The following is a 20808-nucleotide window of genomic DNA, read 5'->3' as shown; positions in this document are numbered from 1 at the left end:
TGGGAAGTATGCCGTCGATCAATCGACGAAGGCGCGCTCAATGACGAATTCGCCTGGCTTGTTGTTGGAGCCCTCGACGAGGCCCGCCTCTTCCAGCAGCGCCTTGGTTTCCTTCAACATCGCCGAGGAGCCGCAGATCATGCCGCGATCCACCGCCGGGTCGAAATGCGGCACGCCGAGATCAGCAAACATCTTACCGTTGCGGATGAGATCGGTGATGCGGCCCTGGAACGGGAAGTCTTCGCGCGTCACCGTCGCGTAGTGGCGCAGCTTGTTGCCGACAACTTCAGCGAGGAATTCATGGTTGCGGATTTCCTCCACGAGGTCGAAGCCGTATTTCAGCTCGGATACTTCGCGGCAGGTATGCGTCAGGATGACCTCGTCGAACTTCTCGTAGGTTTCCGGATCGCGAATGAGGCTCGCGAAGGGCGCGATGCCCGTGCCGGTCGAGAACATGTAGAGACGCTTGCCGGGGGTGAGCGCGTCGAGCACCAGCGTCCCGGTCGGCTTCTTGCGCATCAGCACCGTGTCGCCCAGCTTGATCTGCTGGAGATGCGAGGTCAGCGGGCCGTCCGGCACTTTGATCGAGAAGAATTCGAGTTCTTCGTCCCAGGAGGGGCTGGCGATCGAATAGGCGCGGTAAACCGGCTTGTCGCCGACCATCAGGCCGATCATCGCGAACTCGCCGGAGCGGAAGCGGAAGCTTTCGGGGCGCGTCATGCGGAAGCGGAACAGGCGATCCGTATAATGCTGCACGCTCGTCACCGTCTCGGCGAAAACGCCGGCGGGAATGGCGGGCACGAATTCTTCGGTCTTAGCAGGTGCGTTCATTTCGGGATCGATCCTGGCTGCGTCTGATAATCTTGACGATAGGCAGATATTACATGTGGAGCATGAAAGGAAGGTATTCCGTTCCAATGCGCCGATTGGCCGCGCAATAGTTTGCCGCCGATGCGTTTTCCCGCAAAGCCCGGCCCGCGTCCTTGATCTGACGCAACACTATACCGCGATTGCGGCCTTTCGCCGGCCGACCCCGCAAACCGGGCCTGAAATCAGGCCCGGCGGCGCCAGCTGTAGGAGCCGACATCCTGCGAGGCGCGCGCGGTCGGCTGGTAGTGGTTGTCGATACCCGGCAGGCGGTTTTCCGCAAGGCGCTTCAGCGCCGTCGCGTTGCTGACGGCAAAGCTATCGATGCCACAGCGCAGCATGAGCGGGATCTGGTCGATCAACACGTCGCCGACCGCCCTGACCTCACCCGAGAAATTCAGCCGTGAGCGCAAGAGCGAGGCGTGGCTGAAGGCGCGGCCGTCGTTAAAGGCCGGGAAAGCGACCGCCACCAGCGCCAGCCGGTCGAGATGGCCTTCCAGCTTGCGCACGTCGTCGGCCGGGTTGATCAGCACGCCGAGACCTGTGTCATCCCCCTCGGCGACCTTTGCTAGGAAATGATCGAGGCCAAGGATCGCCTTCTCGTTCGAACCGGCCTTGGTTTCCTCGGTTTCGATGATCCAGGGATCGTCGCTCACGAAGCCGGCTTCATTCCAGATTTTCGTCATGTCCCTAACTCCTCAGGCTGCAGCGGCCGCCTTGCCGCCGTAGAGCGCATCCTTGAAAGGTTGCGGTCCGACGCGGCGATAGGCATCAAGGAAGATTTCCGTGGGGTCGAGGCGCAGGCCGAGATAGGTGTTGACGATCACCTCGACGGCATCCGTCACCTTCTCCGGCTCGAAGCCGCGGCCGATGATCTCGCCGATCGAGGTGTTTTCATCCCCCGAGCCGCCCAGCGTGATCTGATAGAGCTCCTCACCCTTCTTCTCCACGCCGAGCAGACCGATATGGCCGACATGGTGGTGGCCGCAGGCATTGATGCAGCCGGAGATCTTGATCTTCAGCTCGCCGATTTCGGCCTGGCGCTCCGGAGCGCCGAAGCGCAGTGAAAGCTCCTGCGCGACCGGGATCGAGCGCGCATTGGCGAGCGCGCAATAGTCCAGCCCCGGACAGGCGATGATGTCGGTGATGAGGCCGGCATTGGCGGTGGCAAGACCGGCGGCGACGAGGCCACGATAGACCGGCTCCAGATCGGCGAGCGCCACATGTGGTAGGATCAGGTTCTGCTCATGGCTGACGCGGATCTCGTCGAAGGCATATTCCTCCGCGATATCGGCGACGGCCTCCATCTGTGCATCCGTGGCGTCGCCCGGAATACCGCCGATGGGCTTCAGCGAGATCGTCACCATGCCGTAGTCGGGGTGCTTGTGCGGCTGCACGTTCTGCTGAACCCAGCGGGCGAATTCGGCATCGGCCTTCTTCCACTGCGCAAGGTTCGCCCAGCCTTCGGCGCGCGGCGCCAGTTCCGGCGGCGCGAAATAGGCGGAGATGGCGGCGACATCGCGTTCCGGCAGCTTCAGCTCGCCATCCTTGAGGGCGGCGAATTCGACCTCGACCTGGCGGGCCAACTCTTCCGCGCCGGTCTCATGCACGAGGATCTTGATGCGCGCCTTGTACTTGTTGTCGCGGCGGCCGTGCAGGTTGTACACGCGCATGATCGCGGTCGTGTAGGACAGCAGGTCCTCTTCCGGCAGGAAGTCGCGGATCTTCTTGGCGATCATCGGCGTACGGCCCTGCCCGCCGCCGACATAGACGGCAAAGCCGATGCGGCCGTTCTCGTCCTTCTTCAGATGCAGGCCGATATCGTGCACCTGGATGGCGGCGCGGTCGCGCTCCGCACCGGTGACAGCGATCTTGAACTTGCGCGGCAGGAACGAGAATTCCGGGTGAACCGAGGACCACTGGCGCAGGATTTCCGCGTAAGGCCTGGGATCGGCGACCTCATCAGCGGCAGCGCCGGCAAAGTGGTCGGCCGTGACGTTGCGGATGCAGTTGCCCGAGGTCTGGAGCGCGTGCATCTCGACGGTGGCGAGATCGGCCAGCGCATCCGGCAATTCCGAAAGCTTCGGCCAATTGTACTGAATGTTCTGGCGCGTGGTGAAATGGCCGTAGCCGCGGTCGTATTTGCGGGCGATCAGGGCCAGCATGCGCATCTGGCGCGAATTCAGCGTGCCGTAGGGAATGGCGACGCGCAGCATATAGGCATGCAGCTGGAGATAGACGCCGTTCATCAGGCGCAGCGGCTTGAAGGCATCCTCGGCCAGCTCGCCTGACAGGCGGCGGGCGACCTGATCGCGGAACTGCTCCACACGGTCGGAGACAAAGGCGTGATCGAATTCGTCGTAGCGATACATCTAAATTTCCTCAGGCGGCCGGAGCCGTCGCAGTCAGGCCGGCGTAACCGGCGGCATAGGGAATCGAAGGACCTTCGGCACGAATACGCTCGCGCATGCGCAACGGCCTGAGAACACCATCCACTTCTTCGACGTCCACGACATTAACGTCAACCACCTTATTGTCGGCGAAGGCCTGCTTGCCGGTGGCTTCGAGCGCCTCTACGGCCTCCTTGTGGCGCGCGACGAATGCGGCCTGCAAAGATTCGTTCCAGGTGCCGGCGGCATCCAGCCAGACGGAAATCCCGTCGGAAAGGCGATTGGCTGTCAGAACCTTGTCGGCCATGTCATGCTCCCAATGCTGCTGTGTCGCGAACCGTCTGCCGGATGGCGAGCGGCTCGGAATGTTCGAAATTAGCGCCCGCAACCGCGTCGCCGATGATAACCATGACCGGGCCGGACAGTTCGTCGCGGTGTTCGAGACCCGGAAGATCCTTGAGCGTGCCGTGCAGTAGGCGCTTTTCGCGGCGGCTGGCATTTTCGACGACCGCGACGGTCGTTTCGTCCGGCAGGCCGGCTTCCATCAGTCGTTCGGCGACGGAGGCGGCGACCGAGCGGCCCATATACACGGCGACGGTCGCGCCGGAAATCGCAAGGCGCGCCCAGTTGGGCAACACAGAACCGGCAAGGTCGTGGCCGGTGGTGAACACCAGTGAGGAGGCAACGCCGCGCAGCGTCAGCGGTAGTTCGAAATCGGCGGCGGCGGCGAAGGCGGAGGTAATGCCGGGCACGATCTCATAGGTTACACCCGCCTGACGCAGCGCCGCCATTTCCTCGCCGGCCCGGCCATAGACCAGGGGGTCGCCGGATTTCAGGCGCACGACGCGCTTGCCCGCCTTGCCGAGTTCGACAAGCAGGTCGTTGATCTCCTCCTGCGACTTGGAATGGCAGCCCTTGCGTTTGCCCACCGAAAGGCGCTCGGCATCGCGGCGGCCCATATCGACGATGGCCTGCGGCACAAGCGCATCGGATACGATGACGTCGGCTTCCATCATCACGCGCTGGGCGCGCAGCGTCAGCAGGTCTTCGGCACCCGGACCGGCGCCGACGAGCCAGACATGGCCCGCGGCCCTGCCCTGCGCGTTGAGAAGCGTATCGGCCGCGTTGCGTGCCAGCGCGATATCGCCGTTGTTCACGGCATCCGCGACAGCGCCGTGGAAAAAGCGGCGCCAGAAGACGCGGCGGGTTACACCGCGCGGAAGGATGCGGTCGACGGCATCGCGGTAGCCGCTGGCAAGGCTTGCGAGGCGGCCAAGCGACGGCGACAGGATCTGGTCGACCTGCGCGCGGATCATCTGCGCCAGAACGGGGCCGGCCCCTTCGGTTCCGATCGCAACGGCAACCGGCGCACGATTGACGAGGGCCGGCGTGAAGAAATCGCAATAATCGGGCTGATCGACGGCATTAACCGGGATGTGCAATTCTCGGGCTATCTTGGAAATGGCGCGGTCGACGGCCGCATCGCCGGTTGCGGCGAAAACCAGCGTCGCCCCGGCGATCGCTTCCTTCGAAAACGGCGCGCGGACCAGCGTCAGCCCCTTCTCGGCGATGAAGCGGGCGAAGCCGGCCTCGGGCGCTTCGGCGAGAACGACGATCCTTGCATCCGTGTTGAACAGCAGGCGCGCCTTGGCAAAGGCCTCGTCGCCCTCGCCCACGACGACGACCGTCCTGCCGCTGACGCGGAAGAACGCCGGGAATGTCGAAAGCTTCTGCTGTGCCTCGGTCATGATAGGGTCCGGTTGAAGTGTGCGCACTATCGCGAAAAACGACAAGAAACAAAAGAAACAGAAATTCCAATGGTCTTGGAGGGGCGTATTGTTTTGCTCTGCGACCCCGCATTTTGAGCATAAGTCACCGGCCGCCCTTGCCTGTCCGCCCGGGCGCCCGGTAAGGATGCCGCATGACGCCAACAGGGAATCCCGCCATGAACCAGGCCGCGCTTGCAAAACGTCTGCTCGACGTGATGGAATTCGACATCCTGCCGCTGACGCGCCAGGGCGTTGCGGCCGGCAACAAGGTGTTCGGCGCGGCGATCCTCAACAAGACGGATCTTTCGCTCGTTCTCGCCGAAACGAACAACGAGACGGAAAATCCGCTCTGGCACGGCGAAGTGCATACACTGAAACGCCTCTACGAGCGCGTGGAGAAGCCCAACACCAAGGATTACGTCTTCCTTTCGACGCATGAGCCCTGCTCCATGTGCCTTTCGGCCATCACCTGGGCCGGCTTCGACAATTTCTACTATTTCTTCAGCCATGAGGATTCGCGCGACAGCTTCGCCATTCCGCACGACCTGCGCATCCTGAAGGAAGTCTTCCGGCTCGATCCCGGCGGCTATGCCAAGACCAACGCCTTCTGGCATTCCGCCGCTATAGCCGACCTGGTCGCCACCGCCGACGAGACCGCCAAGGCCGATTTGAAAGCGCAGGATGCAAAGATCCGCGCCGCCTATGACGCGCTGTCGGAAAGCTACCAGTCCGGCAAGGCTGACAACAACATCCCGCTGAACTGAGACCGCCATGCAGCCGAGCCGCGACATCGAGCGCCTGATCGAGATCATGCAAGCCCTGCGTCAGCCGGAAACCGGCTGCCCCTGGGACGTGGTCCAAACCTTCGAGACGATCAAGCCCTACACAATCGAGGAGGCTTACGAGGTCGCCGATGCGATCGAGCGGGGAGACATGGACGATCTCTGCGAGGAGCTGGGCGACCTGCTTTTGCAGGTGGTCTTCCACGCCCGGATGGCCGAAGAGAGCGGCGATTTCGATTTTGGCAGCGTCGTCGAGGCCGTGACGCGCAAAATGATCCGCCGCCACCCGCATGTCTTCGCCCGCTCGGACGCCGACACGCCCGAAGCCGTGAAGCTGCAATGGGATGCGATCAAACAGGCGGAGAAGCGCGAGCGCAAAGAGCGGCGCGCGAAGCGCGGCATGCCGGAAGACCCATTGCGCGGCCATCTCGGTTCGGTGCAGCGTTCCTTCCCAGCCCTTGTTGAGGCGCTGAAACTTCAGGAGCGCGCGGCCAAAGTGGGGTTCGACTGGTCGGAGCCTACGCCGATCCTCGACAAGATCGAGGAGGAAATCGGCGAGCTGCGTGAAGCCCTGCGCAATAATGATCCCAAAGCCGTTGCCGACGAACTCGGCGACCTCATCTTTGCACTGGTCAATATCGGCCGCCATGTCGGAGCCGATCCGGAAATGGCGCTGCGCGGCACGAACACCAAGTTCCGCAACAGATTCTCGCATATCGAGGATAGCCTCGCGGCCAATGGCGAAGGCCTTGAGACCGCGACGCTGGAGCGCATGGAAGAACTGTGGCAGGCCGCCAAGCAGATCGAGCGGCAGCTTGGATAACGCAACGTCAAAAGAATGACGTTGCGTTAGCGTTCCCAATCCTCACGCACGGCTTTGCCGCCAATGCCGAGGCGGCGGTCCAGTTCCGCTGCTTCCGTTTCCGTCAGCCGCAGTTCCAGCCGCACATTGCCGTCTTCGAGGTCCTCGCGGACATCGACGATCGAGTGATCGTAGATCCACGGCAGCAATTGCAGCTGCATGACGGGCACGGTAACGTCACGATCGACCAAAACGCCGGAAAGACGCTGGTTGATTTCCGACAGCAACGCATCAACACCCTCGCCCGAAATCGCGGAGACGGCGACGACATTCGGCTGCGTCTCGGCCTTCTGCACCAGTGCGTCGCGCGCCTCCGGCTCCAGCCGGTCGATCTTGTTCCAGACTTCGAGGATACGCTCCGCGCCGTCCTTCTCGTCGATGCCGAGCTCACCCAAGATGCGCAGCACGTCGGACGATTGCGCACCGTTGTCCGGATCGGACATGTCACGCACGTGGAGCACGAGATCGGCTTCCAGCACCTCTTCCAGCGTCGCGCGGAAAGCGGCGACGAGATGGGTCGGTAGGTCGGAGATGAAGCCCACGGTGTCGGACAGGATGACGGTCCGGCCCTGCGGCAGCTTCATGCGGCGCAGCGTCGGATCGAGCGTGGCAAAGAGCATGTCCTCGGCCAGCACGCCCGCGCCGGTGATGCGGTTGAACAGCGTCGACTTGCCGGCGTTGGTATAGCCGACGAGCGCCACGATCGGATGCGGCACCTTCTTGCGCTTCGAGCGATGCAGCTGGCGGGTGCGGCGCACTTGCTCCAGCTCGCGCTCCAGCTTGACGATCTTGTCCTGCAACAGGCGGCGGTCGGCTTCGATCTGCGTTTCACCGGGACCACCCATGAAGCCCGCGCCACCGCGCTGGCGTTCGAGGTGGGTCCAGCTGCGCACGAGGCGGCCGCGCTGGTAGTTGAGATGCGCAAGCTCGACCTGCAACGTGCCTTCCTTGGTGGAGGCGCGGCGGCCGAAGATCTCCAGAATGAGGCCCGTGCGGTCGATGACCTTGGCGTTCCATTCCTTCTCGAGATTGCGCTGCTGCACCGGCGTCAGCGGATGGTCGACGATGACGAGACCGGCGTCGTGTTCATCGAGCGCCGCCTTGATCTCCTCGATCTTGCCGGTGCCGAGCAATGTGCCGGGCTTCGGCTGGCTGACGGGCACGAGCATGGAGGCGACGATGGTGAGATCGATGGCGCGCGCAAGGCCGACGGCCTCTTCGAGGCGGGCCTCGTCGGAACGCGTCACGACGGTCGGATCCGGCTTCGTGCGCGCCTTTAAAACAGGCGCGATGACGACAGCGCGCATGTCGTCCCGGCGTTTTTCGACGTCCGGGACGATGGAATCCTTGGATGAATCAGATTTTTTAATGGTCTTGGGTCCTGTCAGGAGCCGCTTTCCTCGGTCTCGAACATCTGCAGCGGCTGGCCGGGCATGATGGTCGAGATCGCGTGCTTGTACACGAGCTGCGAGTGACCGTCGCGACGGAGCAGCACGCAGAAATTGTCGAAGGAGGTGACAACCCCGGTCAGCTTGACCCCGTTGATGAGAAAGATCGTGAGAGAAATCTTTTGCTTGCGAACGGTATTAAGAAAAAGATCCTGCAGGTTCTGAGAACGTTCCGCCATCGCGCCGCTTCTTTCTGATTGCCGGCCCTTGAGACCGGTTGACTGAAATAAATTGCCCCCAGGCCCGGCAACCGATGTGCCCGACCGTCGATTTTGGTATCAAATCACGGTCTTCTCCGCAACGGCGAAAAAAGCATCCCTGATTTTCTGCGCCGTCATGCCGGGATGGCCGTTGGCGATGCTCTGTCCGTCGATGGCGACCACCGGGAGGCAGATGGTCGTGGCCCCGGTGATGAAAACCTCGCGCGCTTCGAGCATTTCCGTCACCGAAAAGCGCCGTTCTTCCACCGCTATCCCGAGTTTTCCGGCCACATCCATCACTGTGGTGCGGGTGATGCCTTGGAGGATCGCATGGTCGGCCGGGCGCGTCACCAGCATTCCGGCCTTATCGACGATCCACAGGTTCGTTGCGCCGCCCTCGGTGACTTTGCCGTCACGATCGACGAAAATCGCCTCCTGCGCGCCCGCCTCCTTCGCCTGTTGGCGGGCCAGCACGTTCGACAGCAGGCCGACGGTCTTGATATCCACCCTGCCCCAGCGGTTGTCCGGCACGGTCACCGCCTTGATGCCGGCAGCGTATTTCGCGGCATTGATCGCCGGGTTGAGGCTTTTGGCCGTCACGATCAGTGAGGCCCGGACCTCGGGCGAGGGAAACACATGGTCGCGCCGGGCGACGCCGCGCGAAATCTGGAGATATACCATGCCGTTGACGACGCGGTTGCGGCGCAGCACCTCGCGCAGGATCCCGACAAGCGCCGCGCGGCTCATCGGCGCGCGAATGCGGATTTCGCCGAGCGATCGGTCGAGCCGGTCTAGATGCCGCGTCAGATCGACGATGAAGCCCCGCTGAACCTGGCAGACTTCATAGACAGCATCGCCGAAGACCAGCCCCCGGTCCTCGATGGAGACCGCGGCATCGGCGTGGCGGACATAGCGGCCGTTGACATAGGCGAAGCGCGGCATGGAAATCCTAGAAGTATTGAATGCTGACGCGGAAGAGCTGTTCGACATGGCGCACCGCACCGGCCGCCGCAAAGAGCACCACCCGGTCCTTCGCCTTGATCTTGGTGTTGCCGTCCGGCCGGATCACCGTCTTGTCGCGATAGACGGCGCCGATGCGGATGCCGGGCGGCAGCTCGATATCGCGCAGCGGCTTGCCGACGAGCGGCGACGTTTCCAGCGCCTCGGCCTCGATCACTTCGGCTGAGCCCTTCTGCACCGCATAGACGGAGCGGATGCGGCCCTTACGGACGTGCTGGAGGATGCCGGAGATCGTCACGGCGCGCGGATTGATGCTGGCGTCGATGCCCAGCGTCTTGGTGAAATCCTGGTAGCTCGGATCGTTGATCAGGACGAGATTCTGCTTGCAGCCGAGGCGTTTGGCCATGACGGAGCCCAGAATGTTGATCTGATCGTTGTTGGTCAGCGCCACGATCAGGTCGGCATCCTGGATATCGGCTTGCAGCAGCATCTTCTGGTCGAGCGCCGAGCCATGCAGGACAACAGCGTTGCGCAGCTTGTCGGCGACGGCGACGGCGCGCTCCCGGTCACTCTCGATGATCTTCAGTCGGGTCTTCGGCTGATAATCCTCGATGGCCTTGGCGACGAAATAGCCGATATTGCCGCCGCCGGCGATGACGATGCGCGCCGCCTCCTGCTCCTCATGACCGAACAGCGCGAGCGTGCGCCGCACATGCCCCTTGTCGCAGACGACATAGGCGAGATCGCCGGAATGCAGCTGGTCGGAAGAGTTCGGCACGGTCAGCTTGCCGTTGGAAAAGATGCCGGTGACGGTAGCATTGAGGTCCGGAAAGAGCTCGCTGAGCTGCTTCAGTGGCGTCTCGACAACCGGGCAATCCTCCATGCATTCGATCGCCACCATGACGATTCGGTCGTCGGCAAAGCGCACGACATCCGTCGCACCGGGGAAGGAAATGCGCCGCAGCACCATCTTGCCTACCTCCACCTCCGGCGAGATGGTAACGTCGATGGGCATGTTTTCGCGCGAGAACAGATCGGAATATTCCGGCGCCAGATAGCTCTGCGCGCGGATGCGGGCGATTTTGGTCGGCACGTTGAACAGCGAATGGGCGACCTGGCAGGCGACCATGTTGATCTCGTCGAACAGGGTCACGGCGATCAGCATGTCCGCCTGGTCCGCGCCGGCCTTGGCCAGCACCTCGGGATGGGCGCCGTGGCCGACGACGCCGCTGACGTCGAGCGTCTCGGAGATGGCCGCAATCAGCGATGGCTGCGTGTCGATCACGGAGACGTCGTTGCCCTCCTCCGAAAGCCGCTCGGCAATACCGTAGCCGACGCGTCCGGCGCCGCAGATGATGACCTTCATGCCCTAGAATCCCTCAGTCGCTCGGCGCCTTATACGCCAAGCGACTTCAGTTTGCGATGGAGCGCGGAACGTTCCATGCCGACGAATTCGGCCGTGCGGGAAATGTTGCCGCCGAAGCGATTGATCTGCGCGATCAGATAGTCACGCTCGAACATTTCACGGGCTTCACGCAGCGGAAGCGTCATGATGTGCTGGTCACCCTGCGTGGAAATTTTCGGCAGCATGTCGCCCACTTCCGTCGGCAGCATGTCGGCGGTGATCGGCGTGTCGGGGCCGTCGCTGCGGGCGAGAATCATCAGGCGCTCGATATTGTTGCGCAGCTGGCGGATGTTGCCTGGCCAGTCGTGCGCCTGCAGCACGGCCAAGGCATCATCACCGATCTTGCGGGCACGGATACCGGCCTGCTCGCTGACCTGGCGCATGAACATGTCGACGAGGAAGGGAATATCCTCGCGTCGCTCGGCGAGCGGCGGCACGCGCACCGGCACCACGGCGAGGCGGTGGTAGAGATCTTCTCGGAACCCTCCCTCCGCGATCAGGCTTTCGAGATTATACGCGGTGGAGGAAATGATCCGCACGTCCACCTTCACGCGTTTGGAACCGCCGACGCGTTCGAATTGCTGGTCGACCAGCACCCGCAGAATCTTGTTCTGCGTCTCGCGCGGCATTTCACCGATCTCGTCGAGATAAAGGATGCCGCCATGAGCCTCTTCCAGCGCTCCGGTGCGGCGCGGCTGGCCCGGCGTGCCCTCCGTGCCGAACAGCGCGACCTCCATGCGCTCCGGCGTGATCGCCGCGGCATTCAGCACGACGAAGGGACCGCTTGCCCGCGTTGACTTGCGGTGGATCATGCGCGCCACAAGTTCCTTGCCGGAACCGGAGGGGCCGAGGATCATGATGCGGCTGTTGGTCGGTGAGACCTTGTCTATGTTTTGGCGAAGTTGCGAGACGGCGACGGAGGTGCCGATCAACTCGACCGGATCGCCGGATCGCTTCTTCAGCTCCGTCACCTCGCGGCGCAGCTTGGAGTTTTCCAGCGCTCGCTCGGCGATGAGAATCAACCGGTCGGCCTTGAACGGCTTTTCGATGAAGTCATAGGCGCCGCGGCGGATCGCCGACACGGCCGTCTCGATATTGCCGTGGCCGGAAATCATCACGACCGGCAGGTCGGGATGGCGGCTCTTGATTTCGTCGAGCAGCGCCAGCCCGTCGAGCTTGCTGCCCTGCATCCAGATGTCGAGGAAAACGAGCCGTGGAACGCGGTCGCTGATCGCCGCCAGCGCGCTGTCGCTATCAAAGGCGGTGCGCGTCTCGTGCCCCTCGTCCGACAGGATGCCGGAGACGATCTCGCGGATGTCCTCTTCGTCGTCAACGACCAGAATATCAGACGCCATGGCTCATTTCCTTGCTCTTATTCTTGTCCGCATCGACGGCCGCGGTTTCTTCATAGGGCAGGATCACGCGGATCATCGCCCCCTGGCCGTGGTCGAAGTCCTGGGGGGCATCATGCAGTTCCAGCTGCCCCCCATGGTCCTCGATAATCTTCTTCACGATGGCGAGGCCGAGCCCCGTGCCCTTCTCGCGCATCGTCATGTAGGGTTCGAGAATGCGATGTCGATTCTCGGTCGGCAGCCCCTTGCCGTTGTCGACGACATCAACGACGAAGCGCCGTCCCGCATCGTCAGCCTCGGCGCGCACGAGGATCTTGTGCTCGCCGCGCTCGGCCTCCGGCGGCAGCGCTTCGATCGCCTCTACCGCATTTTTGATGAGATTGCCGAAAGCTTGGCCGAGCATGCGCGCGTCAAACAGCCCCGTCAGCGGCACCTCGCCCAAATCCTTTTGGAAAGCGACGTGGTTGTTGCCCATCTCGCGCAGGAAAACGGCATCCTTCAGGATGTTGCGCAGATCCGAGCGCTCCTTGGTGGGTTTCGGCATGCGCGCGAAGGAGGAGAATTCGTCCACCATGCGGCCGATATCCTCGACCTGCCGCACGATCGTGTCCGTACACTGGTCGAAGACCGCGCGATCCTCCTGGTCGATCTGCTTGCCGTAGCGCCGGCGGATGCGCTCGGCCGAAAGCTGGATTGGGGTCAGAGGGTTCTTGATTTCATGCGCGATGCGGCGTGCCACGTCCGCCCAGGCGGTCGAGCGCTGCGCGATGACGAGATCGGTGATATCGTCGACGCTGATGACGAAGGATTCCTGCGCGTCGCTCGCTTCCTCGCGGATCACCTGCACGTTCAGCGTCCGCTCCTTGCCGCCATGCATGATGTTGATCTGCTTGCGGAACTCGTTGCGGTGGCGGGCCGAACCTTCGGCAAGCACGGCGGCGATCTCCGGCGTGACGCCAACAAGCGGTTCACCAATCAGGTCGACCGCATTGCGGCCGAGCAGGATTTCCGCCGAGAGATTGACGATGGTGATGCGTCCGTCGCCCTCCACGCCGATCACGGCCGCCGTGACGCCCGACAGCACCGCTTCGATGAAGCGGCGGCGATGGTCCATCTCGTCCTTGGCATCCAAGATCTCGCCCTGCTGCGTACGGATCTCGGCGATCATCTTGTTGAAGGTGCGCGAGAGATTGCCGACGTCACCATCGGCCACGCGCACCGGCACCGTGACGTCGAGATTGCCCGAGGCGACGCTGTCGGCTGCGCCGATCAGCTGGCGGATCGGCCGGACAATGCGGTCGGCGACCGCGATCGCGGTCCAGATCGCCGCGAGCAGAACGATGAGCGCGAAGCCGAGATAGAGCACGCCGAAGGCGATCTGCAACGTCGTGCGGCCGGCTTCCAGCGCGCGATATTCCGCCGTGTTCTCCTCCATCAGCCGCATGGAGCGCATGACTTCGGGATCGACGGTGCGGATCGTGTAGAGGAAGGCGTCCGGGATGTTGTCGAGCTTGATGATAGCGCCGACGAGGTTGGTCTGTCCCGGCGGAATGAGCGTCGGCTGGCCGGCGGCAGAGGCGCGCAGCGCATCTTCCGGCGCCGGCGGCAGACGGTTTTCGGTCGGAATGTTTGCCTGGAGGATGACGGAACCGTCGGCGCGCAGCAGGGAGGCGCCGAGCATGCCGCGTCCGCGCGCCTGCCGCGTCATCAGTTCGGTAAAGCCGGTGCGGTCGAGGCTGTAGAGCTGTCGGTTGCGGTCGAGATCGTTCGCCATCGAGGCGGTCTGGCCCTGCAGGTAGCTGGCATTTTCCAGCATATAGGCCTGCGCGACGTTCAGCGAGGAACTGACGATCGACTGCGTGCGGATTGAGAACCACCGGTCGAGGCCGACATCGAGCGTGATCGAGGCGAAAATGGCGACGAGCACGGCCGGCGTGATCGCGACGATCGAAAACAGCGCCACGATGCGCACATGGAGCCGCGCGGCGGCACGGCCACGGCTGCGGGCGCGCAAGAGCCGGACGATTTCCCGCCCGATCAGGAACATCAGGCCGACGATGAAGATGGCATTGATCGCCGCCGAGGCGATGACGACATTGGCGACCGGCTTGATCGGCGTCAAGCCAAGCAAGATGAACAGCGACAGCGTGGCAGCGACGAGCGCACCGCCGGCGAGCACGAGGCCCGGCAGGGCGAAGGAGGCGCGCCTATCCGCCGAAGCCTTCCCTTCACCGCCGCCCGCAAGCAGGTCCAAACGCTCGTCCATCTGCTGCATCGCTTCCCCGGCCGAACGTCTCGAAAGCCGCCGGCGTTATTCTCTTGTTTTCGGGATGGCGCCGACCGCAGGGCGGATCGGCTGCAGTTGCACCCGAATCCCTAGACGTTCAGGCACGCGGACGAATTCGGCCGCAAACCCCTCTGTTACCCTCAAGCAACAGATTGTGGCCAAAATGCAACGCCTCTTGCCGTTAAGTCAAGCGGAGCGGGAACTTCTGTACACAGACACACCGAGTTCGCGAATTTTCTTGCGCAGCGTGTTGCGGTTTAGGCCAAGCAGATCCGCGGCCTTGATCTGGTTTCCGCGGGTTGCCGTGAGGGCCGCGAGAATCAGCGGATACTCCATCTCGGCCAGCACCCGGTCGTAAAGACCGGCCGGTGGAAGGCCGTCGCCAAAGCTCGAAAAATACTGCCGCATGTTCTCTTCCACCGCTTGCGAGATGGAAAGAGAGCCGCTGCGCGTCACGGTCTTTTCGATGGGGCTGTCGGGCACATCCGCCCGCAATTCCGTCTCGATGATCTCGCGGGTGATGACGTCTTGCGGATAGAGCGCGGTCAGGCGGCGCACGACGTTTTCCAACTCGCGCACATTGCCCGGCCAGGCGTGCGCTTTCATCAGCTCCAACGCCTCCTGGTCGAAACGCTTGGCGTCCAGCCCTTCCTTCTCCGCCTGCTGCACGAAATGGCGCACCAGATCGGGAATGTCCTCCGCGCGGTCGCGCAGCGGCGGCAGGCGCAGCGGCACGACGTTGAGGCGGTAATAAAGGTCCTCGCGGAACAGGCCCTGGTTGATCGACTGCTTCAGGTCCTTGTTCGTCGCCGCCACGATGCGCACGTCGGTACGTATCGGCGTGCGGCCGCCGACGGTGGTGTATTCGCCCTGCTGAAGCACGCGCAGCAGGCGCGTCTGCGCATCCATCGGCATGTCGCCGATCTCGTCGAGGAACAGCGTGCCGCCCTCCGCCTGCTCGAAGCGGCCGGTCGAGCGGTTCTGCGCGCCGGTGAAGGCACCTTTCTCGTGGCCGAACAGTTCCGATTCGATGAGGTCGCGCGGAATGGCCGCCATGTTGATGGCGACGAAGGGGCCGTTGCGGCGCTTGCCATAGTCATGCAGCGCGCGGGCGACAAGTTCCTTGCCGGTGCCCGATTCGCCGGTGATCATCAGCGTCAGGTCCGTCTGCATGAGACGCGCCAGCACGCGGTAGATTTCCTGCATGGCGGCGGAGCGGCCGACCAGCGGCATACCGTCCTGCGTGTCGTCGTCGAGCCGGGCTGGCTTGCGCTTCGGCTCGGCCAGCGCGCGGCCGATGATGGCGATCAGTTCCGTCAGGTCGAAGGGTTTCGGCAGATAGTCATAGGCGCCCTTCTCCGAGGCCTTGATCGCCGTCATGAAGGTGTTTTGCGCGCTCATCACCAACACCGGCAGATCGGGCCGAGCCTTCTTGATGCGCGGCAGGAGATCGAAGGCGTTCTCGTCGGGCATCACGACGTCGGTGACGACGATGTCGCCCTCGCCAGCGGAAATCCAGCGCCACAGCGTCGCCGCATTGGAGGTGATGCGCACGTCATAGCCCGCGCGGCTCAAGGCCTGATTGAGAACCGTGCGGATCGCGGCATCGTCATCGGCAACGAGGACTGTGGCGCCTGTCATCAGATATGTCCTTTGGTCTTGGGAAAGTCGTCGTCTTCACTGACGCCGCGGGAGGCCGGCATCAGCACGCGGAAGGTGGTTCGCGAACCCTGGCTGTCGCATTCGACAATGCCGCCATGGCCGCCGATGATTTTCGCCACCAGCGCAAGGCCGAGGCCCGAACCATTGGTCTTGGTGGTGATGAAGGGATCGAAGAGATGCGGCAGCAGGTCGCCGGGCACGCCCGGACCGTTGTCATGCACGCAGAATTCCAGCGGCAGCGAGATTTTTTCCCGCGTACCCGCAACGGAAAGGCGGATGCCCGGACGATAGGCGGTCGTCAGCTGGATTTCGCCGTCCGGGCGATCGCCGATCGCCTCGGCGGCGTTCTTGATGAGATTGAGGAAGACCTGAACCAGCTGGTCGCGGTTGGCGAAGACCGGCGGGAGTGAGGGGTCGTAAAGTTCGGTGATCTTGATGTTGCGTCCGAAACCGGCCTTCGCGACCGCCTTCACATGGTCGAGCACCGCATGGATGTTGAGCGGAACGCGATCGACCGGACGCTCATCCGAAAACACCTCCATGCGGTCGACCAGCGAGACGATGCGGTCGGTCTCGTCGCAGATCAGCCGCGTCAGCGCGCGGTCCTCGTCGATGACGGAGGTTTCCAGAAGCTGTGCGGCGCCGCGAATGCCGGACAGCGGGTTCTTGATCTCATGCGCCAGCATGGAGGCAAGGCCGGTGACGGAACGGGCCGCACCGCGATGCGTCAACTGCCGGTCGATCTTGTCCGCCATCGAGCGTTCCTGGATGACGACCACGACGGAGCCCGCCGGTTCGGTCGTCACAGGCGCGACATAGATATCGGCAAGCTTGTCCGCGCCGAGACGCGGCGAGGACAGGTCCACGCGGTATTCGCTGACCGGCGCCTTGCGCTCGCGCACCTGGTCGATCAGCGTCAGAAGCGGGCTTCCAAAGGGGATTAGGCTCGAAACCTTGTGTTTCGCCAGATGGTTGGCGCTCGCGCCGAAGAAGGATTCCGCCTCCCAGTTGGCGAACGCGACGTGGCCGTCGATATCCACCAGGATGACCGGGTTCTGGATTGAATTGAGCACGGCGAGCGCCAGGTCCGGCGCCTTGGCGGCGTTCTGCTGTGGGGCCTTGTCCGTCATGCGGCCTCTCCGATCCCTGCGGCCCCCACCTCCAGAATGGCCGCTTCCAGACGGCGTGCCACGAACTCAATGTCACGCGCCGTCATCATCTCCGCTTTCGCGACACCAGACATGTCCGGTGCATAGTGTCCGAGATACCAGCCGACATGTTTGCGGGCATGGCGCAGGCCCGCCTCGACGCCGTAGAAATCGAGCATCATGCGATAGTGCTCCACCGCTGTTGCCGCGACCACCTCCAGCGAGGGGTGTTCGATGGCACCGGCCAGCACCGCCGGATGCCAGGGACGGCCCTGCGCGGAGCGGCCGACCATCACGGCATCGGCACCCGAACGGCGCAGGATTTCAGCGGCATCCTCCGACGTCTCGACATCGCCATTGGCGACGAGCGGGATCGACAGCACGTCGCGCACCGCGCGGATGGCGTCCCAATCCGCCTTGCCCTCGTAGAACTGCATGCGCGTGCGGCCATGCACGGTGATCATCGCGGCGCCCGCCGCCTCGGCACGGGATGCGATATGCGGTGCATTGAGCGAATCATGGTCCCAGCCGAGCCGCATCTTCACCGTGACCGGCACCTTCACCGCATTGACCGTCGCCTCGATCAGCCCGAGCGCATGATCGGGATCGCGCATCAGGGCAGAACCGGAATAACCGCCGATCACCTTCTTGGCGGGGCAGCCCATATTGATGTCGATGATATCGGCGCCCTCGCCTTCGGCGATCTTCGCGGCTTCCGCCATCCAGTGCGCCTCGCGGCCGGCGAGCTGCACCATATGGGGCGCGATGCCGCAATTGCGGATGCGCGACCAGCTTTCCCGCGCATTCAGCGCAAGTTCCCGGCTCGCCACCATTTCCGTCACCACCAGTCCCGCGCCGAAACGCCAGGCGAGATCGCGGAACGGCAGGTCCGTAACGCCCGACATCGGCGCCAGCACCACGCGGTTGCGCAGGGTCTGGTTTCGGATCGCCAGCGGTGCCGACAGAGCGGGGATCGTCAAATGCTCATCTTTCAAGCAGGTCATGTCTTTGCACTATTTTTAGCCATCATTGTCGTTCTTGCCAAGCCGCAATCCTGCGAACCCGCATTTTTCCTGTCAGCGCTGGAATTGCGGCATCCTTCCGGCTAAACCACCTCAAAACGCTTTGAAACGGGAGGTCGATGACCGAAATGCAGGCTGAAAATGCGCACTCCTGCGGTGTGGTGATCGTTGCCGCCGGTCGCGGCGAGCGGGCCGGCAGTCATGCCGAAGGCCCCAAGCAGTACCGCCGCATCGGCGGTAGGCCGGTCATCTCCCATACGCTCGATCTCTTTGTCAATTGGCAGCCCGCCCGGCGTATCGTGGTCGTGATACATCCCGATGACGCGGCATTGCTCGAGATCGCGCGCGAAAACGCCCTGCCCGCCGGCGATCGCCTCACCGTCGTCTATGGCGGCGCAACCCGCCAGCAATCGGTGCTTGCCGGCCTCGAAGTGCTCGCAAAGGAGGAGATCAGCCACGTCCTCATTCAGGATGCCGTGCGCCCCTTCGTCGAACCCGCCATCCTGGAACGCACGCTTGCCGCCCTCAGTCACGGCGCCCGCGCCGTCCTGCCCGCCGTGGCGGTTGCGGATACGCTGAAGCGCGCCGATGCGAACGGGAATATCGCGGAAACCGTCTCGCGCTCCGGGCTCTTTGCCGCCCAGACGCCGCAGTCGTTCCACTTCGCCACCATCCTAGAGGCGCATCGTCGCGCGGCCGCGTCCGGCCGCACGGATTTCACCGACGACGCCTCGATTGCCGAATGGGCCGGCGTGCCTGTGCATCTCGTCGAAGGCAGCGCCGGTAACGTCAAGCTTACGCTACAGAAGGATATCGCCATGGCCGACCAGCGCCTCTCCCACGGGCTTCCGGACGTACGCACCGGCAACGGCTATGATGTGCACCAGCTCGTTGAGGGCGATGGCGTGACGCTCTGCGGCCTGTTCATCCCGCACGACCAGAAACTGTCGGGCCATTCCGATGCAGACGTGGCGCTGCACGCCCTCACCGATGCCCTGCTCGCCACCTGCGGTGCCGGCGATATCGGCGATCATTTCCCGCCGTCGGACATGCAATGGAAGGGGGCCGCCTCGCGCATCTTCCTCGAACACGCCGCCGGCATCGTGCGCGCAAAGGGCGGCACAATCATGAATGCCGACGTCTCGCTGATCGCCGAAGCGCCGAAGGTCGGCCCGCACCGTGATGCGATGCGCCAGAACCTCTCGGATTTCCTCGGCATCTCCGTTGATCGCTGTTCGGTGAAAGCCACCACCAACGAGAAGATCGGCTTCATCGGCCGCCGCGAAGGCATTGCCGCCATCGCCACCGCCACTGTCGTTTACAAGGGAATCGACGCATGAGCTTCTGGCCTGAGGATATCGAAGAGACCGCGCGCAGCATAGTTGCCGATTTCACCGAGAAGAAGCTGCTGATCGCCACCGCCGAATCCTGCACTGCAGGGCTGATCGCTGGCGCGATCACGGAAATTCCCGGCTCCTCCAATGTCTTCGACCGAGGTTTCGTCACCTATTCCAACGAGGCCAAGCGCGAGATGATCGGCGTCGCCAATGCGACGCTGAAGGCGCACGGCGCGGTCTCGCGCCCGACCGCGCTGGAAATGGCGCAGGGTGCCATCGGCAATTCCGGCGCCAATATATCGATTGCCGTGACCGGCATTGCCGGTCCGGGCGGCGGCACGGAGGAAAAACCCGTCGGCCTCGTCCACCTCGCCGCCGCGCGCACTGGCCACGAGACGCTGCATCGGGAAATGCGCTACGGCGAGATCGGCCGCAGCGCCGTCAGGCTTGCGACGGTGCGCACCGCACTGGAAATGCTGATCGAGATCGCGCGGGATTAATTCGGGCAGAGCGAATAGATGTTCATGGCGAAATTCGCCTCGTAGCGCTCCGTATCTGCCCAGAAAACCTGCCCCTCCGGGAAATTCTTCGCGAGGAAAGCATCGACGTTCGCCTTCTGCTTTTCGGCGAGTGCCTTGTAGTCGGCTGTCTTGCGCTTTTCGGTGATGCATTTCGTGAAATCCGGAATGGGGCTTGTCCGCTCCACGAAAAGCGCCTCGAAATCACTGGAACTCAAGGCCTTGCCGATCTCAACGGCAGCGATCTTGCGGGACGCTGGTGCGGACAGCACGATATCGAACGTCTCGACATGGAAAAAATCGCCGAGACGCCGGTCCTCGTCCCCAAGTTCGGCCCCCTCGACGGTATAGGCCTTGCCGACGAGCTTGTAGCCGCTCGCCTCGAAGGCCAGACGCGCCGAGACCTTCACTTTCAGCGCCTTCTCGCGCTCCGGCTTCTGGTCCTTGAAGAGCGGAGGCTGCAGCGTCTCCGTGTCCACGATGCGCATCTCACCGCCGACATCGATCGCCGCCGGATCGGAGGAATAGGCATGGCGCGCGTTGTAGAAGGCCAGCATCTCCGCTTCGCGGGTGGGGAAGAAGGCGCGGTCCAGATAAACCGGATTTCGGGGCAAGCCGTCCTCCCTGCCCTGGATCGTCATCTTCACATCCGGCCCGATGCGATAACTGCCCACGAGCGGCCGGTTCTGTTCATCGAGGAGAAGAATGTAGTCTCCCGGCGCTTCCTGCGCGGCCGCAGGCGTGCAGAGGAAGGTGATCAGGGCTAAGGGAGCGAACCGGGTGATCATGTCCCGGTAAC

The 20808-nt window shown here is 63.3% G+C and carries 20 protein-coding genes; 5 read left to right on the top strand and 15 right to left on the bottom strand.

Annotated features, from left to right (window positions below; translation table 11 throughout):
- Nucleotides 1–18: 18 nt before the first annotated feature.
- From D0Y60_RS16590 to cysG, 5 genes are all read right to left on the bottom strand, one after another.
- Complete coding sequence (locus D0Y60_RS16590; RefSeq protein WP_117371077.1) at nucleotides 19–831, bottom strand: ferredoxin--NADP reductase; 813 nt, start codon at nucleotides 829–831, stop codon at nucleotides 19–21.
- Nucleotides 832–1052: 221 nt separating this feature from the next.
- Nucleotides 1053–1553: a DUF934 domain-containing protein gene (locus D0Y60_RS16585; RefSeq protein ID WP_117371076.1), complete on the bottom strand. Its 501-nt coding sequence runs from the start codon at nucleotides 1551–1553 to the stop codon at nucleotides 1053–1055.
- 12 nt (nucleotides 1554–1565) lie between these two features.
- A complete protein-coding gene (locus D0Y60_RS16580) occupies nucleotides 1566–3239 on the bottom strand; it encodes a nitrite/sulfite reductase (RefSeq protein WP_117371075.1) in 1674 nt (557 codons plus the stop codon).
- A gap of 10 nt (nucleotides 3240–3249) precedes the next feature.
- The gene (locus D0Y60_RS16575) at nucleotides 3250–3564 is read right to left on the bottom strand and encodes a DUF2849 domain-containing protein (RefSeq protein WP_117371074.1); all 315 of its coding nucleotides are present in this window, start codon (nucleotides 3562–3564) and stop codon (nucleotides 3250–3252) included.
- Nucleotide 3565: 1 nt separating this feature from the next.
- Complete coding sequence (gene cysG / locus D0Y60_RS16570) at nucleotides 3566–5005, bottom strand: siroheme synthase CysG (protein WP_117371073.1); 1440 nt, start codon at nucleotides 5003–5005, stop codon at nucleotides 3566–3568.
- 197 nt (nucleotides 5006–5202) lie between these two features.
- On the opposite strand from cysG, the gene D0Y60_RS16565 reads away from it, so the two are divergent.
- Together D0Y60_RS16565 and mazG are read left to right on the top strand one after the other, a co-directional pair.
- The gene (locus D0Y60_RS16565) at nucleotides 5203–5790 is read left to right on the top strand and encodes a nucleoside deaminase (RefSeq protein WP_117371072.1); all 588 of its coding nucleotides are present in this window, start codon (nucleotides 5203–5205) and stop codon (nucleotides 5788–5790) included.
- A 7-nt stretch (nucleotides 5791–5797) separates the two neighbouring features.
- Nucleotides 5798–6631, top strand: coding sequence for a nucleoside triphosphate pyrophosphohydrolase (gene mazG / locus D0Y60_RS16560; protein WP_117371071.1), 834 nt, complete (start codon nucleotides 5798–5800; stop codon nucleotides 6629–6631).
- Between the two features lie 26 nt (nucleotides 6632–6657).
- Here the strand turns inward: mazG and hflX are convergent, their stop codons facing one another.
- From hflX to dusB, 9 genes are all read right to left on the bottom strand, one after another.
- Entirely contained in the window at nucleotides 6658–7977 is a 1320-nt protein-coding gene (gene hflX, locus D0Y60_RS16555) for a GTPase HflX (RefSeq protein WP_117371070.1), read from the bottom strand.
- A 77-nt stretch (nucleotides 7978–8054) separates the two neighbouring features.
- On the bottom strand, nucleotides 8055–8297 hold the full coding sequence (gene hfq, locus D0Y60_RS16550; RefSeq protein WP_023514954.1) for an RNA chaperone Hfq: 243 nt from the start codon (nucleotides 8295–8297) through the stop codon (nucleotides 8055–8057).
- Between the two features lie 99 nt (nucleotides 8298–8396).
- The gene (locus tag D0Y60_RS16545; protein WP_117371069.1) at nucleotides 8397–9260 is read right to left on the bottom strand and encodes a D-amino-acid transaminase; all 864 of its coding nucleotides are present in this window, start codon (nucleotides 9258–9260) and stop codon (nucleotides 8397–8399) included.
- 7 nt (nucleotides 9261–9267) lie between these two features.
- A complete protein-coding gene (gene trkA / locus D0Y60_RS16540; RefSeq protein ID WP_117371068.1) occupies nucleotides 9268–10644 on the bottom strand; it encodes a Trk system potassium transporter TrkA in 1377 nt (458 codons plus the stop codon).
- Between the two features lie 29 nt (nucleotides 10645–10673).
- Nucleotides 10674–12038: a sigma-54 dependent transcriptional regulator gene (locus D0Y60_RS16535; RefSeq protein ID WP_117371067.1), complete on the bottom strand. Its 1365-nt coding sequence runs from the start codon at nucleotides 12036–12038 to the stop codon at nucleotides 10674–10676.
- Nucleotides 12028–14301: a PAS domain-containing sensor histidine kinase gene (locus tag D0Y60_RS16530; protein ID WP_117371187.1), complete on the bottom strand. Its 2274-nt coding sequence runs from the start codon at nucleotides 14299–14301 to the stop codon at nucleotides 12028–12030. The genes D0Y60_RS16535 and D0Y60_RS16530 overlap by 11 nt, the downstream gene beginning before the upstream one ends.
- 207 nt (nucleotides 14302–14508) lie before the next feature.
- Nucleotides 14509–15963, bottom strand: coding sequence for a nitrogen regulation protein NR(I) (gene ntrC / locus D0Y60_RS16525; protein WP_117371066.1), 1455 nt, complete (start codon nucleotides 15961–15963; stop codon nucleotides 14509–14511).
- Nucleotides 15963–17114: a nitrogen regulation protein NR(II) gene (locus D0Y60_RS16520; protein ID WP_117371065.1), complete on the bottom strand. Its 1152-nt coding sequence runs from the start codon at nucleotides 17112–17114 to the stop codon at nucleotides 15963–15965. The genes ntrC and D0Y60_RS16520 overlap by 1 nt, the downstream gene beginning before the upstream one ends.
- Complete coding sequence (gene dusB, locus D0Y60_RS16515) at nucleotides 17111–18136, bottom strand: tRNA dihydrouridine synthase DusB (RefSeq protein ID WP_117371064.1); 1026 nt, start codon at nucleotides 18134–18136, stop codon at nucleotides 17111–17113. The genes D0Y60_RS16520 and dusB overlap by 4 nt, the downstream gene beginning before the upstream one ends.
- On the opposite strand from dusB, the gene D0Y60_RS25220 reads away from it, so the two are divergent.
- Genes D0Y60_RS25220 through D0Y60_RS16505 form a run of 3 tightly spaced genes read left to right on the top strand, consistent with a single transcriptional unit; the run spans nucleotide 18113 to nucleotide 19991 of the window.
- Nucleotides 18113–18241 carry a hypothetical protein gene (locus D0Y60_RS25220; protein WP_281048160.1) on the top strand — a complete coding sequence of 43 codons (129 nt, stop codon included), beginning with the start codon at nucleotides 18113–18115 and terminating at the stop codon, nucleotides 18239–18241. The genes dusB and D0Y60_RS25220 overlap by 24 nt on opposite strands.
- 32 nt (nucleotides 18242–18273) lie before the next feature.
- Complete coding sequence (locus tag D0Y60_RS16510; protein ID WP_117371063.1) at nucleotides 18274–19494, top strand: bifunctional 2-C-methyl-D-erythritol 4-phosphate cytidylyltransferase/2-C-methyl-D-erythritol 2,4-cyclodiphosphate synthase; 1221 nt, start codon at nucleotides 18274–18276, stop codon at nucleotides 19492–19494.
- Complete coding sequence (locus D0Y60_RS16505) at nucleotides 19491–19991, top strand: CinA family protein (RefSeq protein WP_117371062.1); 501 nt, start codon at nucleotides 19491–19493, stop codon at nucleotides 19989–19991. The genes D0Y60_RS16510 and D0Y60_RS16505 overlap by 4 nt, the downstream gene beginning before the upstream one ends.
- On the opposite strand, the gene D0Y60_RS16500 is transcribed toward D0Y60_RS16505, so the two are convergent.
- Nucleotides 19988–20797 (bottom strand): hypothetical protein, encoded by an 810-nt coding sequence (locus D0Y60_RS16500; RefSeq protein ID WP_117371061.1) that lies wholly within the window; start codon nucleotides 20795–20797, stop codon nucleotides 19988–19990. The genes D0Y60_RS16505 and D0Y60_RS16500 overlap by 4 nt on opposite strands.
- Nucleotides 20798–20808: the final 11 nt, after the last annotated feature.

The organism is Shinella sp. WSJ-2 (genome assembly GCF_003432075.1).
Classification (GTDB): Bacteria; Pseudomonadota; Alphaproteobacteria; order Rhizobiales; family Rhizobiaceae; genus Shinella.
The sequence above is the reverse complement of the archived record's forward strand: the minus strand, read 5'-3'. Positions and strand labels throughout refer to the sequence as shown.